The sequence below is a fragment of the Aquimarina macrocephali genome, from assembly GCF_051627225.1.
GTDB lineage: Bacteria > Bacteroidota > Bacteroidia > Flavobacteriales > Flavobacteriaceae > Aquimarina > Aquimarina macrocephali.
In genome coordinates this window covers 3,815,003-3,833,697 of sequence record NZ_CP151795.1, presented here as the reverse complement: position 1 = coordinate 3,833,697, position 18,695 = coordinate 3,815,003, and the positions used below count along the sequence as shown (strand labels likewise).

Annotated in this window: 14 protein-coding genes; 5 read left to right on the top strand and 9 right to left on the bottom strand. The window is 32.0% G+C overall.

The window, feature by feature from the left end:
• Positions 1–31: 31 nt before the first annotated feature.
• The 7 genes from AAFU52_RS16615 to AAFU52_RS16585 all read right to left on the bottom strand — a co-directional run bounded on the left by AAFU52_RS16615 (position 32) and on the right by AAFU52_RS16585 (position 8,807).
• Entirely contained in the window at positions 32–1,195 is a 1,164-nt protein-coding gene (locus tag AAFU52_RS16615) for a hypothetical protein (RefSeq protein WP_438422711.1), read from the bottom strand.
• A 39-nt stretch (positions 1,196–1,234) separates the two neighbouring features.
• Positions 1,235–2,920, bottom strand: a complete 1,686-nt coding sequence (locus AAFU52_RS16610; protein ID WP_438422710.1) for a tetratricopeptide repeat-containing sensor histidine kinase — start codon at positions 2,918–2,920, stop codon at positions 1,235–1,237.
• Between the two features lie 260 nt (positions 2,921–3,180).
• Positions 3,181–4,428, bottom strand: a complete 1,248-nt coding sequence (locus AAFU52_RS16605) for a sensor histidine kinase (RefSeq protein ID WP_438422709.1) — start codon at positions 4,426–4,428, stop codon at positions 3,181–3,183.
• Positions 4,429–4,464: 36 nt separating this feature from the next.
• Positions 4,465–5,751 carry a sensor histidine kinase gene (locus tag AAFU52_RS16600; protein ID WP_438422708.1) on the bottom strand — a complete coding sequence of 429 codons (1,287 nt, stop codon included), beginning with the start codon at positions 5,749–5,751 and terminating at the stop codon, positions 4,465–4,467.
• Positions 5,752–5,760: 9 nt separating this feature from the next.
• A complete protein-coding gene (locus tag AAFU52_RS16595) occupies positions 5,761–6,504 on the bottom strand; it encodes a LytR/AlgR family response regulator transcription factor (RefSeq protein ID WP_438422706.1) in 744 nt (247 codons plus the stop codon).
• A gap of 82 nt (positions 6,505–6,586) precedes the next feature.
• Entirely contained in the window at positions 6,587–7,855 is a 1,269-nt protein-coding gene (locus AAFU52_RS16590; RefSeq protein WP_438422705.1) for a hypothetical protein, read from the bottom strand.
• Positions 7,856–7,886: 31 nt separating this feature from the next.
• The gene (locus tag AAFU52_RS16585) at positions 7,887–8,807 is read right to left on the bottom strand and encodes a T9SS type A sorting domain-containing protein (RefSeq protein ID WP_438422704.1); all 921 of its coding nucleotides are present in this window, start codon (positions 8,805–8,807) and stop codon (positions 7,887–7,889) included.
• Positions 8,808–8,993: 186 nt separating this feature from the next.
• Between AAFU52_RS16585 and AAFU52_RS16580 the strand changes: the two genes are divergently transcribed.
• Genes AAFU52_RS16580 through AAFU52_RS16570 form a run of 3 tightly spaced genes read left to right on the top strand, consistent with a single transcriptional unit; the run spans position 8,994 to position 10,838 of the window.
• Complete coding sequence (locus tag AAFU52_RS16580) at positions 8,994–9,620, top strand: trimeric intracellular cation channel family protein (RefSeq protein WP_438422703.1); 627 nt, start codon at positions 8,994–8,996, stop codon at positions 9,618–9,620.
• A gap of 55 nt (positions 9,621–9,675) precedes the next feature.
• Positions 9,676–10,146, top strand: coding sequence for a PaaI family thioesterase (locus AAFU52_RS16575; protein WP_438422702.1), 471 nt, complete (start codon positions 9,676–9,678; stop codon positions 10,144–10,146).
• A gap of 35 nt (positions 10,147–10,181) precedes the next feature.
• Positions 10,182–10,838, top strand: coding sequence for a class I SAM-dependent methyltransferase (locus AAFU52_RS16570; RefSeq protein ID WP_438422700.1), 657 nt, complete (start codon positions 10,182–10,184; stop codon positions 10,836–10,838).
• A 110-nt stretch (positions 10,839–10,948) separates the two neighbouring features.
• On the opposite strand, the gene AAFU52_RS16565 is transcribed toward AAFU52_RS16570, so the two are convergent.
• Positions 10,949–11,344, bottom strand: a complete 396-nt coding sequence (locus AAFU52_RS16565) for a winged helix-turn-helix transcriptional regulator (protein ID WP_082994864.1) — start codon at positions 11,342–11,344, stop codon at positions 10,949–10,951.
• A gap of 91 nt (positions 11,345–11,435) precedes the next feature.
• Here AAFU52_RS16565 and AAFU52_RS16560 point away from each other — a divergent pair, with 91 nt between their 5' ends.
• Together AAFU52_RS16560 and AAFU52_RS16555 are read left to right on the top strand one after the other, a co-directional pair.
• Positions 11,436–12,257, top strand: a complete 822-nt coding sequence (locus tag AAFU52_RS16560) for an MBL fold metallo-hydrolase (protein WP_438422696.1) — start codon at positions 11,436–11,438, stop codon at positions 12,255–12,257.
• 63 nt (positions 12,258–12,320) lie between these two features.
• Entirely contained in the window at positions 12,321–12,773 is a 453-nt protein-coding gene (locus tag AAFU52_RS16555) for a GNAT family N-acetyltransferase (RefSeq protein ID WP_438422695.1), read from the top strand.
• An 82-nt stretch (positions 12,774–12,855) separates the two neighbouring features.
• Here the strand turns inward: AAFU52_RS16555 and AAFU52_RS16550 are convergent, their stop codons facing one another.
• Complete coding sequence (locus tag AAFU52_RS16550) at positions 12,856–17,931, bottom strand: GEVED domain-containing protein (protein WP_438422694.1); 5,076 nt, start codon at positions 17,929–17,931, stop codon at positions 12,856–12,858.
• Positions 17,932–18,695 lie beyond the last annotated feature (764 nt).

The window sequence follows — 18,695 nt, the reverse complement described above, 5'->3', positions numbered from 1 at the left end:
AATAATGCATGTACATGCCTCCAAGTTGATTTTAATTTTCTGTAATCAGTTTTTCAATTATTAAATTAAAATTATTTTGGTTGAGCCCTATTAATTCGTTTGTTTTCTTTAAAAAGTTTTCTAATTTATTTTGTCTTCCTGCCTTGATTAATTTTAAAACTCCTTCGATACCTTGTTCCTTCTGCACTAAGTTAACTATCAAACCCGAAATGGTAGAACGAACTGAGACTTCGGGTGCTATATGATCAAATATTTTTACATTTTCGCTAAACAGTTCAAAAAGATTTGTATTCGTATTTTTTGACAGATACTCTTTTAATTCATCTACAAGTCTATTATGAGTAATCATTTCCCCATTTTTATCTGTATAATAGGCATTGCCCCAGCTATATGCCACTCCTTCTTCTGTAATCCAATTTCGGTTTTTTCGTTCATTTATTTTTCCCGAATAGTAATGTAACATATCATGTGAGAAATCTTCGTTATTCATTACAGAGAATATAGTTTTGTCGACAACACCATAACCATCTCGATATTTACCTTTTTCTTTAACCGAATATACTATCCCTCGTAGATTCAAAATTTCTTGAAAATTATCACACATATAAAAGTCAATCTTTTCAGGTGTTAAACCTAAATTATTAGCAATTTGAGTATTCTTCTTATCAAATAACTGAGCTCTTTCTTTATTTATCTTACCTCTATAATGATATGTGATATTTCCAATTTCTTCTGTATGCCAATATTTTGTTTGATACTCTAATGGGATTGAAAATGTGATTTTTTTATTCCTTTCTGTTGCAACCAGGTTTACAACATAAACAATTGTTGGCAAGGAACTGTCCTTTTGCAAAGTATAACTAATAGATAATACATATTCATGATTCGAAATTGGATACATATTAATCAATTGTTTGTCCTTAACTTTAGGAGTAAGCGTATCCTTTTTTAATTCATAATTCATCAATTTATGAAGTGTCACCATTGTTAACCTCCTCTTTTTAGTTGTAAGAAAATCAGGATTTATGTTCCCTTGCCCGATTTCTGAAAAAAGCGACTCTAAAGTATTGCTAATCTTCTCTTTTGTTATAGCATCAATTGGATATTTTGCAAACTCAGGTTTCACAATAGTTTCTTGAGAAATTACAGTAGAAAAAGTAAAAATTAGACTGACAATTATATATCTTTTAATCATTTTATTTTTTTATTACAGTATAGCCCCATATATCACCAATTAATATTCTTTTTGATATGGCATTCTGATCTCTACTCTGGTACCTATCGCCAATTGATCATTATATAAATCAAATATCTGATATCCTATATCTGTACCATATTGGTCTTTTAGGATTTCTAATCGCTGTTGTATAGCGTTTAGAGCAAAAGATTCATGGTGGTTGCCTTGCCGCTCCTGGATTTTCTTTGCTTCTTTTCTACCAATACCATTATCAATGATAGTACATAACAAGTGATCTGTAAATGTGAAATCTATAGTGAGTTGTTTTTTACCCGATTTATGTAATAAACCATGTAGTAATGCATTTTCTATAAAGGGTTGTACAATGAGTGAGAGTACAGATAAACCCTCTGTATTCATATTTTGTATAGTGTATGTAAAATCATCTTCAAACCTTAATTTCTCTAATTGAAGATATACGTCTAAGAACTCTAGTTCTTTTTCTATCGCTATAAAATTTTTACTAGAATAGTTTAAGGTATTCCTAACCAATTGTGCAAACAAAACGATATAATCATAAGAAGAATCTGTATTTTGCTGAAGGATTAAATCCTGAATCGAATTGAGGGAATTAAATATAAAATGAGGGTTCATTTGAGATTTTAAAGCCTTTAACTCACTTTCTTTATATTGTTTTTCTATCTCTAGTCGTTTTTGGCTTTCTTGAAATTCTAGCGTAATCAATTCCATTTTTTTTCTGACTCGTAATCTCCCAATTAAAAACACTGCACTCATTAATATTAAAACTGCAATAATAATGGCTCCAATAAAGTAATTTTTATTTTGTTTTGATGTAGCTTCGGCAAGTTTGGTTTTGGCTTCTGCAGCATCTTTTTGAGCTGCTATTTTATCTGTTTCGTAAGCTATTTTTAATTTTTCGGTAAGTGCTTTACGCTCATTCGAATCTATAGAATCTTTTAACTTCTTGTATGCTGCATTAAATTCTGTAGCCTTATCTTGATCTTGTAATATGCTATAGGCTATAAATAAATTTTGAAGGATTTGCTTTTTAAAATGCAAATTTGCTCCAGAATTTTCATAATTATGTAGTGCTTTTAAATAGATAGGAATCGATTCTTCGTGTTTTCCCTGAAAAGATTTTATTTGTGCGATCTGCATATAAGCACTACCAATACGTACTGTCTGTTTTGTTGTTATATAATATGCTAATGGCTCATTAATAAACTTTAATGCTTTCTCATATCTTTTTTGTATTTTATATAAGTTGCTTAAAGACATTTTCATTACCATTTCTCCGGGTTTAAACCCTATCTTACTACACATTTCGATGCCTTTGGTATAATACTGTTCGGTTAGCTTTAATTTTCTAAGTTTTAAATAGATATTCCCAATATCAAAATATGTTCTGGCTCTTGCAGGAGATGGAGGATCTTTCTCGGTTAATGTTAAATTTTCTAAAGCCAGTTCTACACTTTTTTTATCATCTCCAGAATTAGCGTATACAATTTGCAAACCGCTATTAGCTATTAGTTTTTGCTGTTTCGTACCAAAAGTATCTGCATCTTTTTTAGCAATAATAGCTTGTTTCATCGCATCGTTCCATACTCCCTTAGCTCTATAATATCGAGCCATTTCATTTTGTATACTTACTCTATGATATTTACTATCTATAGTTTTAGATATTGTAAGAGCTTCTTGAAGATATGGTAGTACTTTCTCCATATCTCTATCTATATAATAATAGGCTATTTTGATCAAAGAATTGACCCTTACAGTGTCTTGTTTAACATTATCATTTAGAATAGTAATGAGGCTATCGATCGATTTTTCCTGAGAAAAAACATTGAACGAAATTAGGATCGCGAGAAGGAAGCTATTTTTTTTGAACATCTTGAATTAATAATCACCGGCAAGAATACAGATGCTCCTATAGAAGAGTACAAATGAGTTTGTGAAACTCAATTTGGGTTTGTGAACAGGGTTTAATATTCCTTTTTATAAGGCATCCTGATTTCTACTTTAGTACCTGTAGCTAGCTCATTATCATATAAATCTTGTACATGGTATCCTACCCCTGTATCATATTGCTCTTTTAAGATTTCTAATCGTTGTTGTATGGCTTCCAGAGCAAAAGATTCATGACGACCTCCTTGTCGCTTCTGAATTTTCTTTGCTTCTTTTCTTCCGATACCATTATCGGTTATAATACATAAAAGATGGTCTGTAAATGTAAAATCTATGGTAAGTTGTTTTTTACCTGCTTTATGTAGTAAGCCATGGATCAGGGCATTTTCTATAAAAGGTTGTACAATTAGCGAAGGAACCGATAAACCTTCTGTATTAGTATGTTGAATAGTATATGCAAAATCATCTTCGAACCTTAATTTCTCTAATTGAAGGTATACTTCTAAAAATTCTAGTTCTTTATCAATAGCAATAAAGTCTTTATTAGAGTAGTTTAAGGTATTTCTAACCAGTTGTGAGAACAATACCACATAATCGTATGATGAATCGGTATTTTGTTGCAGGATTAAGTCCTGAATAGAATTAAGTGAATTAAATATGAAATGAGGATTCATTTGAGATTTTAAAGACTTCAATTGTAACAAGGCTAACTCACTTTTTTTAGATTCCTCAAGTTTTCGATATGCTTGAGCCAATTTCTCCTCATTACGAACATTAAGTTTTTTAAAGTAATTTACTATTGCGTAAATACAATAAAATAAAATTATGACCACTACACCATTCATTCTGTTCGGGTGATCTTTGGGGTATATATCAAGATAATAGTAAGGAATAAAAAAGCAAACTATACTTACCAATGTAAATATAATCGGTAAGGTTTTTTTTTGATAAATCGATAAACAAATACCTGGAATCAGAAGAAAATAATATTCTGTATAAATCCCAGGGTTAACCATTACCGCAGATAAATTTATAAAAATGAACAAGTAAAAAACCCACAACATTTTTGCAAATCCAAAAAAGCTTTTCTTATTACATACCAATACAGAAATTAAATAAAACTGGGATATATAGCTTATGATATGCGCACTTAGAGGTTTTTGAATAAAAATTAAATCTCCTATATAAAAAAGTATACTGGTATGTAAAGAAATAAGAATATAGATATTTACAAGTCTTGTATGTTTATTTTGTATCGCACTAAATTCATAGTGGGTACCAATAGCTATTATTTTTTTGTACAAGGCTGTTATTCTTTTTATCATCCTTTATCCCTTTATAAAATCAAATATCCCTACTGATCAGTATTTTTTCTGAAAAGGCATTCTGATTTCAACTTTTGTACCTGTAGCATGCCCATTATCATATAAATCAAATACCTGGTAACCTACCGCTGTACCATATTGCTCTTTTATGATTTCTAGTCGTTGTTGTATAGCCTCTAAGGCAAAAGATTCATGATGGCCTCCTTGTCGCTCCTGGATTTTTTTTGATTCTTTTCTACCGATACCATTATCGATTATAGTACATAAAAGATGGTCTGTAAATGTAAAATCTATAGTGAGTTGTTTTTTACCTGTTTTGTGCAGTAACCCATGTATCAGGGCATTTTCTATAAAGGGTTGTACTATTAATGAAGGAACCAATAAACCTTCTGTATTCGTATGCTCTATACTAAATGTAAAATCATCTTCGAATCTTAATTTCTCTAATTGAAGATATACTTCTAAAAATTCTAATTCTTTATCAATAGCAATAAAGTCTTTATTAGAGTAGTTTAATGTATTTCTAACCAATTGAGCAAATAAAACAATATAATCATAAGAGGCATCTGTGTTTTGCTGAAGGATTAAATCCTGAATAGAATTAAGAGAATTAAATATAAAATGAGGGTTCATTTGAGATTTTAAAGACTTAAGCTGTAAAAATGCCAGTTCATTCTTTTTACTAACTTCTAATTCTGAATATGCTTTTTCTAACAGTAGCTTTTGAGTTTCTATAATGCTATTCTGTTTTTGTAGTTCTTCATTATTCTCTTTTAAAGCCAGTTCGTTCTTTATGTTTAGATTCCTAAAGAGATTCACAATAAAGAATACTCCTATAAACATAAATACAACATTGGTGTATCCAAAGTATTCTTCAGGGTAAATAGGATATAAATAATTGGGTAGATAAAATAAAATAATAGAAAGTACAAGAGAGATATAATGAAGATACTTTTTATCAAAAAACAATAATGAAAACAAAGGAATAACCATATACTGGTACTCTGCATAAAACCCTCTAAATGTAAAGTTTGCATGCAAGAAAAGAATTAGCATCACTACGGATATAAATGCTAATCTGGACATAAAAAGATGTTCTAATTTTTGCAGGTACAGTATTCCACAAAATATAACAATTTCTGCAATCAAAATCATCATCCTGGATGTTGTTAATTGTTGTATTGCAAAATCTAAACCCAGAAAAAACAATGCAGCAAACAAAGAGATCAAAGAGCATAAATTAAGAACCTTAGAGCGTTTTACCTCCAGACTGGTACTTTTTTCTGTAACCCCAAGATTAACTAATTGCAGTAGTATGTTCATAGTACGAATCTATCGTATTGTATTCTCAAAAGCGCTAAAACGAGTTCTTGAAATTTTAGCGGTTATATTTTGTGCCAATGTTATCGTTAAGCTGGATTTATTAATGACTTCAATATACTTTAAATTTATCATCCAGGTCCTGTGAGAGCGAAAAAAAGAAGTGTCCTCGGGAATTAGGTTTTCAAAGTATTTTAGATTTTTACTTGTGGTTACCGGTTTATTTTCTGTCGTATAAATTTTGCTATACGATCCGTCTGCTTCTATTGCTATTATCGTATTAATAGCTATAATCCGCCTATTGCCTAATTCGGGAAGTATGATCTGTTTAAACTCTTTTTCTTTTATTGTGTTTAGTAAAACCTGATAGTCTTGTATTTTTTTTTGTTTTTCTATTTTGCTTTGCAATTTTTCTACGGCTGCTATTAACCGCCTTCTATCTATAGGTTTTACCAGGTAATCTATAGCCGATAATTCAAAAGCTTTTATAGCATACTCATCAAAAGCAGTTACAAAAATGATATCAAAATTCATTTCTTCAAAGAAATTTGCGATCTCATATCCTGCATAATTTGGCATCTGAACATCTAAAAAAACGACATCGGGTTGTAATTCTTTAATCTCTTCCACAGCATCTTCAAGACAGGAACATTGCGCAAGAACATCTATATTTAAATCACAACGTTTTATCAAATTTGATAAAACGTTTCTAGCTCTTTGCTCATCATCTACCAGTATTGCTTTAATTGCATTCATGTAACAAAAATAGGTAGTTTAGAATTAGTAATCATAAAGCAGTTTGTGAATCGTAATTTGAGTTTATGAGTCTTATCTGGTTTCAGTTAACATAGGTACATTCTAAAACGTTTTGCCCTGGAACAATCCCTTCTGTAAATACTTTTTGATAACCACCGCCATTGTATTGTTGAGCAAATGTTGCGTAATGAAAACTGCATGTACCGTCCTTACGTTTCATAACAATAACACCAGAAATTCGCCTGCCAAGCTGTACACCGGTTAGCGTATTTCTGTAAATACTCCAGTCGCTACCAGCAAAGTATGCTTTGGAAATAGTTTCTTCCCAACCATATTGATTTGCCCAAGATTTTGCTGCTAGTGTCGCTTGTTTTTCTAATTCTGAGTTACTAAACCCTTTTGCAGGTAAACGTCTGTTTTTTATGGCTTCTGCTTCTTTTGTTGCATATGCCTTTTCTGTGTGTTCCTTTGCCTTTAACGACCAATCTGCCAATTTTGCATCTATTTTATCCTGAGTTTCTTTACTAACCAGTAAATTTCTTATTGCTTTTTGATCTTTATGGAAATAGTTAAAGGTTTCGTACGGACCCCATACTGATTTTCCTAAATCATTTCCCGAACTGTATTTTGCCCATATAACCGAAAGCGGACTTTCTACAAGCATATACTCTCTCCTATTACCTCCAACGTCATAAATATCGACTTCTAAAATCTTGCTCAACTCTGCCATAAAACTATAACGCTCACCATGGCCATTAGGAAAATTAAGACGTATCTCTTTTCCTTTTGTAATGTCTATAGTAACAGAATTAAATGACTCTCCATTGTGTAGTTTTTTTGCTGCTGGATAATAAAGGTTACTTTCACTATCAACAGCTTGTGCACCAACTCCTCCTGTCATAATCTGTTTTGAAAAGTTTATCGCCCAATCTTCTACTTTCTTTTTAGTCATACCAGCAACCTTAGCTTTATCTGCACTAAAAAAATTAACATATAAAAAAGTCTCCCAAATACCTTCTCCTATAGCCACTGCTGGTGATTTAGGAGCTACAGACACATAACTATTTTCATCATAAGGTATCACATAGATGCCCGAGGTGCCATAAATAGATTTCCCCGATGCTTTACTAGCTTCTGGATTATAAGTGTAAACAGCCGGCATACATTGTTTACAAGAAGCCATTGCCAATAATTTTACACCATTATTTTCGCCAATTTGTAAAATCTGTTGCTTTTTTCCGTCTCGTGAGGGTTCTAATAAATGAACCATTTGATCTTGCGCAAAGAGCTGATTAAAAAAAGAAAGGTTTAGTACTAAAACTAGTATTTGTAAGTAGTTTTTCATTTTCATAATACGCGGTTTAAATAGGCTATAAAGTATGTTATTCTTTTATGATTTTTTTTCTTAATGTTTTGCTTTTTGTATCTATTACAAGCCAATATACTCCTCTATTCACCTCAGAAATATCTAATTCAGGAGTGTTTTGTTTCTGTAAAACTTGCTCCCCAACAAACGTATACAAAGTGAGTTTCTTTACTATTTCTTTAGATCGAATATTAACAAAGTTATTTGCTGGATTTGGATATACGATGATATCATTACTTACTTTTTTACCTGATTCGGGTACCTCATCAGAAAGAGGCCCTAAATCTATCAATCCTCCTGTACTACCTTGGACGCATATGTCGCTATAACCAGCCGTTGCATCTTTTCTCCAATGCCCATTAGTAGTAGGCGTAAACCCCGAGTCTATATTAATGCAAGTTAACTTAGGGTTATTATCTGTAAATAAAGTAAAATTAGGATGGTGATTATTTCCATTTGCCACATCTAATGTTTTGAGATTTGGATTATCATAACAATATACCGATTGCAAAGATGAATATGCACTTACATCTAAATCGACTAACTCATTATCTGAACAGGTAAGTACAATTAGATTAGGATTGTTACCTAAATTTACTTTATTAATTTTATTTCCGTCTACTTGTACAGTTATTAATTTTGTGTTATTACTTAGATCTAGCTTTATTAACAAACCACTTGCAACAACAAGTTGTCTTATGTTTATAAAAAATTCTATTCCTGTTAAATCATGTATGAATGGAGTCTGCCCAACGGATAGAAGGCCACTATAATTTTGTGCTTCTGAAACATCTATTTCTCCGTCATTATTCAAATCAATTGAAGGAGAATGATGTATCAAATCATTTTTAAAGTTAGGGTCAGGAAAATTGATACTCTGACTGTAACTGTTTACTGCTATAAAAAATAGACCTAGAGCAAGTAATTTTTCTTTCATTTTTACTGTGTTTTAAGTTTTGTTTAATAAAAATAATAGTTAACACTTCATACCAATAAAACGATTTGTGAAGAGTAATTTGAGTTTGTGAAGAGTTTAGATAATTACTTGCTTTTCAAGCAACATAAAATTTTAATGTTTTAAAATCAGACAAGATATATTACATTTAACCACAAAATAAACGAGATGACAATTTTTAATATCTTAGATATTTTAGGAACCATTGCATTCGTAATATCAGGTTCATTAAGCGCAATGAATCGAAAATTAGATCTCTTTGGTATTTTTATCATTGCATTTGTCACGTCTATTGGCGGGGGTACTATTCGAGATATTCTTATAGGTAATACTCCAGTTTCCTGGATGCAAAATACGACCACCATGTATTTGATAGGTGGAGTTACTGTATTTTCTATCATTTTTAGAAACAAACTCGATTATCTTAAAGGGTCAATTTTTTTATTTGATACCATTGGTTTGGGAGTTTTTACTATCGTAGGAGTCGAAACAGGGATTAATGCAGGATTAGAACCTATTGTTTCTATTGCTCTTGGAGCTACAACGGGTTGTTTTGGAGGAGTAATTCGTGATATTTTATGCAATGAAATTCCTGTACTCTTCAGAAAAGAAATATATGCCACAGCTTCTATCGCAGGTGGGATATGCTTTATGGTTTTATATTCATTTGATTTGGATCAGAATATCACATATATCTCTACTGCCTTGCTAATCATTTTAATTCGATTACTAGTAGTAAAATATAAAATATCATTACCATTATTCACTACAGCAAACAAAGATCTTACTAATTGATTTTTCTAGATAATTAGTATCTTATTAAGCATAATTTTATTATTTTTCACTTAGAATGAAATTTGAACCTAAGTCAGATACTTATAAGAAAAAAGTTAAAGAAAGCTTTGAACGTCAACAGTTCATGAAGCTAATCAATGCGCAATTGATAGACGTTCAACCAGGGTATTGCGAGATCCATGTACCTTATCATTCGAGTTTAACACAGCAACATGGTTTTTTTCATGCTGGTATAATTAGTACAATTGCTGATAATGCAGCTGGATATGCTGGATTTTCATTAATGGAAGAAAACTCCTCTGTTTTAACCGTAGAGTTTAAGATCAATTTAATGGCACCCGGAGATGGAGAATTGTTAATAGGAAAATCAAGTGTCTTAAAAAATGGAAGAACATTAACTATTTGTAAATCTGAAGTATTTATCATTAAAAACGGAAATGAAAAGCTATGTGCTGCTGCACAACTAACATTAATTGAACTCAAAGACAGTAGTGATCAGAAAAGTAGTAGTACTAACAAGAAATAGATTAAATTATTATACACCTTTTTTTTAATCCAAAAATGACAGAAGAACAACTTAAAAACATAGCTCTACAACTACGAAAACCCGAAGGAGATTGGGGAATAGAAATGGGAGAAAAAATGAATGTAGGTAATAAATTTATCAACCTTCACACTATTGATGCATTGACCCCAAAAGCAAACGATGTTATATTAGAAATCGGTATGGGAAATGGTTTTTTTGTAAAAGATATTTTTAAACTAGAAAATACAATTCAATATAAAGGTTGCGATTATTCTAAAGAAATGGTGAGCAAGGCAACTGCATTGAATGAAAAACTAATACAAGAGGGAAAGGTTGATTTTTTCATAGCCAATGCTGACAAAATCCCTTGTGAAGATGCAGAGTTTAACACAATTTTCACCATTAACACTATTTATTTCTGGGAGGATCCTAAACGTGTTTTGGATGAGATTAGAAGGGTTTTAAAGCCTAAAGGAAAACTAATCATTTCTTTAAGACCAAAATCAAGTATGGCAGCATATCCCTTTGTAAAATATGGGTTTGATATGTTTAACAAATCAGAAGTTATCCAATTATTACACAATAATAACTTCATGGTTACAGAACATATTCAAAAAGAAGAACCAGGGCAAGAAATTGATGGAAAAACAATGAAAGTGGAAACCTTGATTGTTTGTGCTCAAAAAAACTAATAAATAGTATAGTGAGTATTATTCAGTCCATAGAACTATTTACCGCTATAAATATAGGAATAGTAGGGTTATCTAATTATAGAAGGTACATTTTTAATGAAATACATAAATTATCGTAAAGATTTAGAATTATCCATAAACCAATTACTTAAGTCTATGATTTTATCTGATAACTCAAAACCAAATTTCGTAAGAGAATATTCTACTTTGGGAGGGATTTCTGGATAAACCTTGCGTTCTACAATATCATATCCTTCTAATTTCTTCAGGGTAACGGCTAACATTCTTGAGGAAATTCCATCTATATTTTTTTTTAATTCATTAAACCTAAGAACTTCATAATACCCCAAATTAAAAACACATAACAAGCTCCACTTATCTAAAGTAGTTGCTAACAGGTTTTTTGTCGGGCAAAACCCTTCTTTTAAATATGGAGCAGTAGAAACAAAATATTTTTCAATTTTTTTCTTCAATCTAACCTGTTGTTTATCAGTATTAGTTATCATAATGTTACTTAATTACTAATTTGTAAGTTATTGTTTATCAATATATTTTGAATTATTTTTGGTTACTTAAAGTAACTCAATATGTAAATATATGAAAAATTTAAATATAGATTTTAAATGGATTGGTGCTTCAACATGGATATTAAAAGTTGGAGATCTTAAAATTGCTTGCGATCCTATTCTTTGTGACATAAATACTATAATTGATCTGAAATTTTTTAAAGCTAAAAGGCGAACAAAGCCTCAATTCGTAAATTCGGATTTTGAGAATATCGATATTTGGTTATTAACTCATAATCACTCAGATCATATTGATGAGCTTGGAATGTCAAAAATATCATCGAGCTCAAAAGTATATTCGCATAAAAACATAAAACCATGGTTTGCTAATAGATCTTTAGAAAATGTTTCGTTCATGGATTGGGCGGATAAAATACATACAAATAGTAAAGGTTATGAGATAGAAATTGAAGCAATAACTTGTGTTCATGGTTCTAACTATATATCAGCTATATTATGTGGAGGAGTTAACGGTTATTGGATAAAAATCAGGAAAGATGGTCAATCTCTAGAGATTTATGTAACAGGAGATACTATCAATCATTCTAAAATGAAAAAACACATTAAAGGACGTAAAGCAGATATTTTGATCCCCAATATGGGAGGAGGTGGTTTAGACAAATTTGGTGGCCCTTTTTCATATACAGCCGATCTTTTAAAAGACACCGTAACAATCACCAGACCATCCGTTATCTTACCTGTACATCATACATCATTCTCATTATTTAAGGAACCAATTGAAGAACTATATAAATGGAATGATGATAGAATCATAGAATTTGGTGAAGGGCAAACTATAAATCTTCAAGAGTATCTATTCAAAAACAATACAGGTTTTACTTCCAAAATATAAGATAGTATTACTTTTATAAAAGGATAATTATATGAGCCAGAGTGTTCTGTATATACACATACTATGAATTTTAGAAAAGCAACCCAACAAGATGTTCCTTTAATCGTACAAATGATTGCTAATGACGAACTAGGAAAAACCAGGGAAAACTATCAAATTCCTCTCCCAAAAGAATATTTTGAAGCCTTTACAGCTATTAATGCTGATCCAAACCAGGAATTGATTGTAGTAGAGAATAATGATTTTGAAATTATTGGCACCTTACAATTATCTTTCATACAATATTTAACGTATCAAGGAGGAATACGAGCACAAATTGAGGCTGTGAGAATTAGAGAGGATCAAAGAGGTAAAGGAATTGGGCAAAAAATGTTTGAATGGGCCATAGAACGGGCAAAACAAAAAAAAGCACATGTACTACAACTTACTACAGATAAAAAGCGCCCCGAGTCCATACGATTTTATGAGAAACTAGGGTTTATAGCTTCTCATGAAGGTATGAAACTTCATTTTTGAGATTGAGTCTTTTAATTTATAAAAAAGGTTGCTTTTTCAAGCAACCTTTTTATCAATAACACTACCTATTAATAACTCCTTATTAATATTTAAAAACCCTTAATGTTTCTGTTTTTGTATCTGTCATTATTTTCACAAAATAGCTCCCAGACATTTTAATCTGCTGCCCTAAAATTATTTGCCCGGGATTTTTTCCATATTTTTTATGGATCAACAATTTTCCTTGTATGTCATAAACTTTTACCACCAAGTCCCTTTTATCCAATGTTGATGTATTGATCACAAAGTTCTCGGTAAATGGATTAGGAAAAATAGTAATGGTATCACCTAAGCTATTATCATCACGATTTTTTAAGTTCATTACTTTTGTAATAATGGTCTGATTTGGATTTGTATTATATGCATAATCCAAAATAGTATAGGATAGACCATTATTGGCTACTGATATATGGAACCAACCATAATGTGTATTATTACTAATTTTAAAAGTAAATCCTACAAAGCCTGATTTTCCCTTCCAATCGGTATAATCTGAAGAACTTATAATATAGCTATTAGATTCTGCTCTAAAATTACTAGCACTATCAATTCCTATCCCCTCTCCTATCAATGTCACATTTTTACTAGTGTCTACACAAACAAGATCTTTATCATAAGTAACCAATCTCACAGAATTGCTAGTATACCAGGCACCATAATCTTTATTATCTCCCGTTTCTATTCTAAAGAACTCCCAGGTATTTGACGAGGTTACTGTTATATCATTTATATCAACATAGACCACTCCGCTATTCGTGTTACAAGGAGTACATGAACCACCACAATCTACTCCGGTTTCATTTCCATTCTGGATACCATCATTACAAGTAGGTGTTGAACCTGTTCCTATAGAAATAGTATAATCTTCTACTTCTCCATAATCAAAAGAACCACATGGTGATGGGATTGTATTGTATCTCATTGATACTCTCATTCTGGTATTTCCATTTTTTGCACCATCAGGAATTGTGAAGTTTCCATTTACAGAAGTGTCTTTTGATGCCGCTTTGCTCAACACTTGTTCATTAGGGTCTTCAAAATCTCCATCCTGATTATAATCAATCCATACGCTATAGGCTTCTGTATAACTAGTACCTGTCCAAGTCGGAGTTATAGTAATCGTATGTGCAATTCCTTTAGACAAAGCTGTAGATACAGAAGTAAAGTCATTATACCCTCCACTTCCTGCTGCAGATGTATTATCAATTGTTCCTAATTGAACTCTGCTAATATATTCATCAGATACACTATTTCCATTTGCAGCACAGTATGTCAACGTAGCACAAGGAGTACATGAACCACCACAATCCACTCCAGTTTCATCTCCATTTTGGATACCATCACTACAGGTTGGTGTAACCTGACAAGGAGTACATGAGCCACCACAATCTACTCCAGTCTCGTCTCCATTTTGGATACCATCATTACAAGTGGGTGTTGTACTATTACCTACATAAACAGTATAATCCTCTACTTCACCTAAATATGTATCATTTCCGCAAGGGTTTATTTTATCTTTAGATCCATATCCCATTCTTACTCTCATTCGTAATGGAGTTCCTGTTAAGGCCGAAGAAGGCACTGTTACTGTACCATTATAGGGCCCAGGACCGTAAAGAGAAAATACTTCCTCGTCTGTATCTATAAAATCTCCGTCCTGATTCCAATCGATCCAGGCTCCAATTGCATTATATGACCAGTTCTCATTTATAGTCTTTATAGTCAATGCAATTTGTTCCCCTTTTTGGACAACTGTAGATAAATTGGTATGATCCGAATAGGGATTATGAGCAGTACTATTATTGATATCCCCAAAAATCACCTGAGTAATATGTAACTTACTATCTTCATTAGATGCGTCACAAAAAGTAATTGGTGCTTTTTCTATATTTAGCGTTACCGATTTAGAATCTGTTGCGCCATCATTATCATATGCTGTGATCGTTAATTCATGTTGTCCTGGAGGCAGAAAATTTAATTTATTGATATGTGTCCATTGATAAGGCGCTACATAATCTGTAGAAATTAATTCTCCATCTACTTTTAATTCTGCTTTTTCGACTTTTTCATCATCTTTTATAACAGTTTCTACAGCTATATTTTCTTTTTGAACAAAATTCTGTCCGTTAGAAGGTTTCAGTACTGTTATTGTAGGAGGAGTATTAACAGGAGCTGGATCATTTGTTACTATAATTGAATAATCTTCAATTTCTCCAATACTGTTTTGCGCTCCACAAGGAGTAATATTATCTTCTGCTCCATAGCTCAATCGTACTCTCATTCGGGTTGTACCCAATTTTGCGCCAGACGGGGGAGTAATTTGTTGATTATATGGTCCCGCGCCATATTTATGAAAGACTTCTTCTCCAGAATCTACAAAATCTCCGTCTTGGTTCCAATCAATCCACACTCCTAATGCATTATAACTCCAACCCTCATTTTGTACTGTAATATCCAATGGAGTACTTTGGTTGGTTCGTATTATTGCTGCCAACGAGGTATAATCCACATAGGATGTTGTATATCCAGAAGTATTCTCAAAATCACCTAATTGAATTTTTGTGATATGAACATCATCTCCTCCTTCTTTATTGGTGGCACTACAATATGTATTTGTACCAGAAGGATATACTTTAATATAATTCTGAATCGTCTTTGTATCACTGCTTCCTGCAGTTCCTTTTGCCGTTAATGTAACATTATATTCTCCCGGGGAGTTATACGTTATCTGTGGTGTTTGTTTATTAGTCGCACTAGAAGGAGCTCCAGAAGGAAAAGACCAGTCAAGACCTGTAATATACCCCGTAGATTCGTTTACAAAATCTATTTTTCCTCCCGCAATAGTAGTCATATTTGTAGCCGAAAACTCTGCTACCGGGCTATCACTAATATCTGCATCTTTAAGTGGCCCTGTAATTATAAAATCGGCAGAACGACTACCTGATGAATTTAAATTTTTAAAATACCCTACAGTATATTTAAAGTTATTTACGAGTTCATTTTCTCTAAGCTTCAATATGACATTGTCTAGCTGTTTAGCAATATCTTTAGGAGCTGCTCCTGATCCAGAACCTGTTACCTTACCTTCTATTTTAAAACGGCGATAGGATTTTTCGGCATCTATCGCAACCGAAATATTACTGGTATTGGGTAGGTTTCCTATTTCATTTTGAAGTGCAGAAGGGCTTCCGATACTAATTTGGTTATCATCAGACCAACTTGTTGTAGGCTGCCATCCAATTACTTGTTCGTTTTTTACGTTAAGTAAAAAATTATTATATGAAGTTTCCCCATTATTTCTAAGCTCACTTACAAAATTATCAAATCCGGTAATGTCGTTATTTCTGGTATAATCAAAAAAACGTTTCAAATAGTCAAAATTGTTAAGATACCAATTATACCAGGCTGCGTTTCCGTAAGTATAATGGTAAAAATTTCCACTCGTATAACTTGAGTTAAAAACGGTATTAAGCGTAGGCCAACCCGATCCTTTATTGATAATAGCTCTGGTATTTTGCGCTAACATTTGTACTCCATTAGTATCTGTAGATCCAGCAAAAAAATCAGCCATACCTTCTTCATACCAAACTAATCTACTATTGTTATATATATCTGATGATCCCCAATTACCAGGCACCAAATATCTTCCTTGTAAATAATGGCAATATTCATGTCTAAATAATGATTCCAGAGATAAGGAGCTTTCTACTCCAACAGTTCGGTCCCAGGTATAAAAAGTCGCAATCCCTTCGAGATACATCCCTCCATTATCAGTACGAATACCAAATAGCAATGGTGCGTAATCGTCATATTGTTGTTTAGAACCAAAAACAATCATATTAATGGTAGAGTTAGTATCTCCTGCAACCGGCTCATCTGTTTGCAATAATCTAAAAAACTGACTTTGTACTTGTTTTGCAGCATGATACAGGTTTTGTATTTTTTCATCGCTAAGAGGGGTACGAATGATCATTTTGTCATCATCATACGATACTGTCTTTGGAAACAAGTACTCTTCTACCTCTTGTCGTATAGACAATGGATGTTGGCAAAGGTTATACGCACTACAATCTCCATATTGATTTAGAGCCATTTTCGCTTTTGCCCAATTAGGGGATAGTTTCGGAAAATAATTTGTTATAGCTGCCAGGTGTCCTTGTATATCACCAATAAGTTTATCAGATGCAGCTAATATGGCCAATGCACCCGTTGCATTTTGCCACAAATATTGAAAATCCCCTCCTTTATTAATCAATGCACTATTCACTGCTGCTTTTGCTAACAAATCAATAGATTGTTTGTCACTAACCAGTCCGTTTACAAAATCATCAGTTACTGTATTATAAAAAGCATTATAAACTGCATTCATCCCTTTAGTATACGCTTTTTCTATATCTGGATCTGTAATAGATTTCCAGGTTTCGTTAACTGCAAAATCTCGTATCACTCTTTCAAAAAGATTGATAGAAGCTGGTTTATGACGTGATTTTAAATCTCCTGCCACTATAAGTATTTCCTGTAATACATCCATAGCATATACATTATGCTTAAGAAGTGACGAGTTACCTCCCAAACCAGAGATAGCTTCATGTATCGCACTATAAGTATCTGGTGTTAAATCAATTGACGATTGATTAAAATCCAGATAAATAGCGATGTGCAGATAAATTGTTAATCCATACATTCCTGTACTATTGGTTCCATTATATGAGGATGCAAGACCTCTTACTTCATTAGCTACAGCTTTTACTTTGGTATTAGAAAAAATACTGGTTGAATAAGAACTATAGTTAAATAAATCCCTATAACAATCATAATCCCCTGTCTGCCTCATAGCACTTATCAATGCAGAAGTAGATAAACTACCCCACTGCGCATTGGTACTATATTGACATGCAGCCTTTTTAGCTATTCCAAAAGAATGATCTTTGCTTCTGGCACTAGGAATAGTTCCATCATTTTGATGAGAAGCCCTTGAACAATGATCTGATGAATGATTTGATGATGATATTGGTATGGGGTTCTGATTTTGAGCAAATGATAATTGAATTATCATTATTAGGCCAAAAAAAAGCCATATTGTTTTTTTCTCATATAGAGAATACTGTGAAGATTTCATAAGATTTGTGTAAATAAAATATCCCTCGATCTATTATAGGTCTATCGATCAGGATAAATAAGTTAAGTTTTAAATAAATAAGTATATTTCGAAATAGTAAAGGATACCCTTTATACTCGAAAATAGATGATAAGCCCTTTATGATGTTGTCTATAAATACTACAACGCCATAAATCAATAGTCTTTTAACGTCTATATAAACGAACATGTTATTTATCGTTTACTAGATGTTTCTTTGTTTCTTAATTGTATGTAAAAATCAAAGTGTGTGTCTTTAAAAAATAAACCACACCCAAGCAATTATGCTGGGCCAGTATCTTCATAGACACCTTGAAGTGCAGAAATAATTTCGTTCTTAAGTTCAGAAAAAACCGAACGTAGTTGATTGTTTTTCATTGTTTTATAGTTTGTGTTTCTTAGTTGGTATAAAATTAATTGATTTAAAAAATGAATATTAATAGTATATTATCCAAAACTGATTCAATGTTAACTTTAATTTGATCGTACATCTTTTTTAATGGTATAAATAGTATTTCATAAACCAAATAAGCTTATAATCAGGAGAAATACGATCAACGAAAAATGTCTCTCTCAAAAGTTCAAAACAGCTTCTAAACAATAATAAAATGTTGTTAAAGTGGCTCATACAGATGTTTTACTATTCCTATAAAACTTTAAAAATCAAATAATAAGCTTTTTAGCAACAGCTTATTTGTTTTTTTAGAATAAAAGAACAATCCAAATTTGTATTTTTGCACGAAATT

What these genes read in the sequence shown, in the direction of transcription:
- AAFU52_RS16590 (WP_438422705.1), bottom strand. Translation starts at nt 7,855, where the DNA reads ATGAAAATGAAAAACTACTTACAAATACTAGTTTTAGTACTAAACCTT.
- AAFU52_RS16555 (WP_438422695.1), top strand. Translation starts at nt 12,321, where the DNA reads ATGAATTTTAGAAAAGCAACCCAACAAGATGTTCCTTTAATCGTACAA.
- AAFU52_RS16595 (WP_438422706.1), bottom strand. Translation starts at nt 6,504, where the DNA reads ATGAATGCAATTAAAGCAATACTGGTAGATGATGAGCAAAGAGCTAGA.
- AAFU52_RS16615 (WP_438422711.1), bottom strand. Translation starts at nt 1,195, where the DNA reads ATGATTAAAAGATATATAATTGTCAGTCTAATTTTTACTTTTTCTACT.
- AAFU52_RS16600 (WP_438422708.1), bottom strand. Translation starts at nt 5,751, where the DNA reads ATGAACATACTACTGCAATTAGTTAATCTTGGGGTTACAGAAAAAAGT.
- AAFU52_RS16575 (WP_438422702.1), top strand. Translation starts at nt 9,676, where the DNA reads ATGAAATTTGAACCTAAGTCAGATACTTATAAGAAAAAAGTTAAAGAA.
- AAFU52_RS16550 (WP_438422694.1), bottom strand. Translation starts at nt 17,931, where the DNA reads ATGAAATCTTCACAGTATTCTCTATATGAGAAAAAAACAATATGGCTT.
- AAFU52_RS16565 (WP_082994864.1), bottom strand. Translation starts at nt 11,344, where the DNA reads ATGATAACTAATACTGATAAACAACAGGTTAGATTGAAGAAAAAAATT.
- AAFU52_RS16560 (WP_438422696.1), top strand. Translation starts at nt 11,436, where the DNA reads ATGAAAAATTTAAATATAGATTTTAAATGGATTGGTGCTTCAACATGG.
- AAFU52_RS16585 (WP_438422704.1), bottom strand. Translation starts at nt 8,807, where the DNA reads ATGAAAGAAAAATTACTTGCTCTAGGTCTATTTTTTATAGCAGTAAAC.
- AAFU52_RS16580 (WP_438422703.1), top strand. Translation starts at nt 8,994, where the DNA reads ATGACAATTTTTAATATCTTAGATATTTTAGGAACCATTGCATTCGTA.
- AAFU52_RS16605 (WP_438422709.1), bottom strand. Translation starts at nt 4,428, where the DNA reads ATGATAAAAAGAATAACAGCCTTGTACAAAAAAATAATAGCTATTGGT.
- AAFU52_RS16610 (WP_438422710.1), bottom strand. Translation starts at nt 2,920, where the DNA reads ATGGAGAAAGTACTACCATATCTTCAAGAAGCTCTTACAATATCTAAA.
- AAFU52_RS16570 (WP_438422700.1), top strand. Translation starts at nt 10,182, where the DNA reads ATGACAGAAGAACAACTTAAAAACATAGCTCTACAACTACGAAAACCC.